This window comes from Actinoallomurus acaciae (assembly GCF_042429965.1).
Classification (GTDB): domain Bacteria; phylum Actinomycetota; class Actinomycetes; order Streptosporangiales; family Streptosporangiaceae; genus Actinoallomurus; species Actinoallomurus acaciae.
This window is the reverse complement of sequence record NZ_JBHLZP010000671.1, coordinates 1-3773: the sequence shown is the minus strand read 5'-3', so window position 1 is coordinate 3773 and position 3773 is coordinate 1. Positions and strand designations below refer to the sequence as shown.

At 72.8% G+C, this 3773-nt stretch carries 4 protein-coding genes and 1 pseudogene; 3 read left to right on the top strand and 2 right to left on the bottom strand.

The window, feature by feature from the left end; all coding sequences use genetic code 11:
- The 3 genes and pseudogenes from ACFFNX_RS44675 to ACFFNX_RS44665 all read left to right on the top strand — a co-directional run.
- Positions 1–184, top strand: a pseudogene (locus ACFFNX_RS44675) (hypothetical protein); the annotation flags it as partial.
- Entirely contained in the window at positions 181–1128 is a 948-nt protein-coding gene (locus ACFFNX_RS44670; protein ID WP_378212338.1) for an NAD-dependent epimerase/dehydratase family protein, read from the top strand. The pseudogene ACFFNX_RS44675 and the gene ACFFNX_RS44670, both read left to right, overlap by 4 nt.
- A gap of 61 nt (positions 1129–1189) precedes the next feature.
- Positions 1190–2476, top strand: a complete 1287-nt coding sequence (locus ACFFNX_RS44665; protein ID WP_378212337.1) for a nucleotide sugar dehydrogenase — start codon at positions 1190–1192, stop codon at positions 2474–2476.
- Here ACFFNX_RS44665 and ACFFNX_RS44660 read toward each other — a convergent pair whose 3' ends face one another.
- Positions 2477–2686: a PspC domain-containing protein gene (locus tag ACFFNX_RS44660; protein WP_378212336.1), complete on the bottom strand. Its 210-nt coding sequence runs from the start codon at positions 2684–2686 to the stop codon at positions 2477–2479.
- Between the two features lie 140 nt (positions 2687–2826).
- Positions 2827–3773: ABC transporter permease (locus tag ACFFNX_RS44655; RefSeq protein WP_378212335.1), on the bottom strand; the 947-nt coding region annotated here is incomplete at its 5' end.

Genomic DNA, 3773 nt, shown 5'->3' with positions numbered 1-3773 from the left:
CCGCCGGGCGGCGGGCCTGCTCCTGGACGACCCCCGGCGCCGCGAGATGGGCCGCCGGGCGCGGGCGTGGGCCACCCAGCGGTTCGGCGCCGAGCGCCTCGTCGCCGACATCACCGGGATCTACGGGTCCATCGCCGAGGAACGGGGCTGGTGGCCCATACGACAGAAGGAGGGGGCCCGATGAAGGTCCTTGTCACCGGGGGCGCCGGGTTCATCGGCGCCAACCTGTGCCGCGAGCTCATGTGCCGGCCCGAGGTCGACCGGGTGGTCGCGCTCGACGACCTGAGCACCGGCCACGCCGACAACCTCGACGGCACCGGCGCCGAACTGGTCGAGGGCAGCATCCTCGACGCCGCCGTGCTCTCCCGGCTCGTGGCCGAGGCCGACTCCGTCGTGCACCTGGCCGCTCGCCCGTCGGTCCCCCGGTCGCTCGCCGACCCGCTGGCCAGCCACGACGTCAACGCCACCGGGACGGTCCGCGTCCTGGAGGCCTGCCGTCGCGAGGCGGTCCATGTGGTGGCCGCCTCGTCCTCCTCGGTGTACGGCTCGGTCGCGTCACTGCCCAAGCACGAGGAACTGCCGACACGACCGCTCAGCCCGTACGGGGCCAGCAAGCTCGCGACCGAGGCGTACGTCCTGGCGTACGGGACGAGCTTCGGGCTGCCGTCGCTGGCCTTCCGGTTCTTCAACGTGTACGGCCCGCTGCAGCCGGCCGGGCACGCGTACGCCGCCGTCGTGCCGACGTTCGTCGACGCGGCGATGCGCGGCGCGCCCCTCCTCGTCCACGGGGACGGGTACCAGACGCGTGACTTCACCTTCGTCGGGACGGTGACCGGGGTGCTCGCCGACGCCGTCCTGCGGCGGGTCACGAGCGACGAGCCGGTGAACCTGGCGTTCGGCACGCGGGTGTCGGTGCTGGAGCTGACCCACCGGCTGTCCGCGGTGCTGGGCACGCCCGTCGAGGTGCGGCACGGCCCTCCGCGTGCGGGCGACGTCCGTGACTCCCAGGCCTCGGACGAACGGCTCCGGCGGCTCTTTCCCGCCGCCACGGCCGTGCCCCTGGAGGAGGGACTCCGGCGGACGGTGGCCTGGTTCCGCGGGCGTCCGGTGTACGCGGCCGTGCCCTGACCGGCGCGCTCGTCTCAGTCCGCTTCAACTCATGGCAACTCGTGCAACCGGGGGACACATCATGGATCAGTCACGGGACGATCGGCTCGTCGAATGGGACCTCGTCGTCGTCGGTCTTGGCTACGTGGGAATGCCGCTCGTCCGCGAGGCGATGCGCAATGGGATGCGGGTCGCCGGGCTCGACGTCGACCCCGGCCGGATCGCCCGGCTCAACGCGGGGATCTCCCACGTGGACGACATCTCCGACGGCGAAGTCACGACGCTGCTCGCCCAGGGGTTCCACGCCACTTCGGACGACCGCGTGCTGGCCGCCGCCGACACGGTGGTGATCTGCGTGCCCACGCCGCTGGACGAGGATCGCCGGCCGGACCTGGGCGCGGTGATCGAGGCCGGCCGCATGGTCGCGGACCGGCTCGGCCCGGAGACCCTGGTCGTCCTGGAGTCGACCACGTGGCCGGGCACGACCGAGGAGGTCCTGCGCCCGCTGCTGGAGAAGAGCGGCCTGTCCGCGGGGATCGACTTCCACCTGGCCTACTCCCCCGAGCGGATCGATCCCGGCAACCCGGTCTACGACCTGCGCAACACACCGAAGATCGTCGGCGGCGTGACGAGTGCGTGCCTCGACCGCGCCATGGCGTTCTACGGCAAGCTCGTGGAGCAGGTCGTGCCGGTGCGCGGCACCCGCGAGGCCGAGATGGCCAAGCTGCTGGAGAACACCTACCGGCAGGTCAACATCGCGCTCGTCAACGAGATCGCCGTCCTGTGCGACGAGCTGTCGATCGACGTGTGGGACACGATCTCGGCGGCGGCCACCAAGCCGTTCGGCTACCAGCCGTTCCGGCCCGGCCCCGGGGTGGGCGGGCACTGCATCCCGATCGACCCCAGCTACCTGTCGCACCGGGTGCGGCGCCTGGGGCGGCAGTTCCAGTTCGCCGAGCTCGCCCAGCAGGTCAACGACCGGATGCCGGCGTACGTCGCCGAGCGGGCCACGCGCCTGCTGCACCGGCACGGCCGCTGCGCCAACGGCGCCGACGTGGTGCTGCTCGGCGTGACGTACAAGCCCGACATCGCCGACGGCCGCGAGTCGCCGGCCGAGCCCCTCGCCCGGCGGCTGCACGCCGCGCGGGCCAGAGTGAGTTACCACGACCCGCTCATCGACGACTGGGCGGCCGACGGGGTGCCCGTGCGGCGGGTCCACGATCTGGAGAAGGCGCTCGACGCCGCCGACCTGGCGATCCTGCTCCAGCCGCACCGGTCCTTCGACCTGTCACTCGTCGCGACGCGCGCGGCGCTGGTGCTGGACACCCGCGGCGTGCTGCCGCCGTCGGAGACCGTCGAGCGCCTCTGATCACATCGTCGGGTGCGAGGCGGTGTACCTGCGCTCGTCGGGCATCATGATCCATAGCGCGATGTAGACGAGGAACTGCGGGCCGGGCAGCACGCAGGAGATGATCGCGAGCAGCCGTACGGTCCAGGCGCCGAGGCCGAACCGGCGGGCGAGTCCGGCGCACACGCCACCGATGACGCGGCCCTGGCGCGGGCGGTAAAGACCGTTCATGTCGTCTTCCTCCTCAGGATGACCTGCTTCTTCTTACGTTAGGCGTGCGGGCGCCTTCGCGCGTCGCCCGCGGGGACTCATCGGGGGTCCCCCCGGAGGGGGACGGCTCATGCGGAGGTCGGAGGGAGCGGCTCCTCCTGCTACTCACGGAGGCCGATCCCGTCGACGGGGCGGGTGCGCAGGACCCGCCGGGCCGGCAGGACGGTCGCCACGACACCGATCAGCACGACACCGCCGATCACCGCGATCCACCCGCCGGGCGGGATGTACGGCGCCGCGGAGCCCGTGATGCCCTTGACCATGGGGATCAGGGTTCCCGCGGCGATCGCCGCGCCGACCACCAGCGCCAGCCCCAGCAGCAGGACCTGCTCCAGCCGGACCATGCGCATCACCTGCGTACGCGTCGTCCCGGACAGGCGCAGCACCGCGAACTCCCGGCGGCGGCCCAGCGCGTACATGGCCAGGGTGTTCACCGCCGCGATCACCACGTAGATCAGCAGTACGGCGGTGACCACCTTGTTCGTCCAGGCGTTCTCCTCCAGGTTCCGGTCGAGGCCGACCTGGAAGGCGTCGCGGCTCACGACCGAGGAGCCCGGCGCCACGGCGTCCAGCTCGGCGCGGAGCGCCGCGTCCGCGTGCGGACCCGTGGTCGCGACGAACACCGCGTCGTCCAGCCCCGAGCCGGTGTGCGGCGCGAGCGTGTCGTGCGGAAGCGTCAGCGCGGCGAAACCCAGGCCCCGTGTGTAGATCGCGACGACACGGAGGGTCACCGGCGCACCGTCGCCGAACCAGCCGTGGAAGCGGCCGCCGACCCGAAGGTGCATCGACTGGGCGGTGAGGGCGTCCAGGGCGATCGTGTCGCCCCGCAAGGCGGCCAGGTCGCCGCCGGTCACGTCCAGGTCCAGGGTCCGGTCGAGGCCTTCCGGGTCGACGCCCTGCGCCGGGAGGTCGGTGATGCCGCCGCCCTGGCGGGTGAAGAGCGTGCTGTGCACGACCCCGGTGGCCGCCGTGACGCCGTCGGTGCGCCGGATCGCCGCGGCGACCTCGGGCCGCAGGCCGGGCGCCGCGGGCGTGACGACCTGGTCGG

Excerpts from the sequence above, each read along its gene's own strand:
- ACFFNX_RS44670 (WP_378212338.1), top strand. The coding sequence starts at position 181 with ATGAAGGTCCTTGTCACCGGGGGCGCCGGGTTCATCGGCGCCAACCTG.
- ACFFNX_RS44665 (WP_378212337.1), top strand. The coding sequence starts at position 1,190 with ATGGATCAGTCACGGGACGATCGGCTCGTCGAATGGGACCTCGTCGTC.
- ACFFNX_RS44660 (WP_378212336.1), bottom strand. The coding sequence starts at position 2,686 with ATGAACGGTCTTTACCGCCCGCGCCAGGGCCGCGTCATCGGTGGCGTG.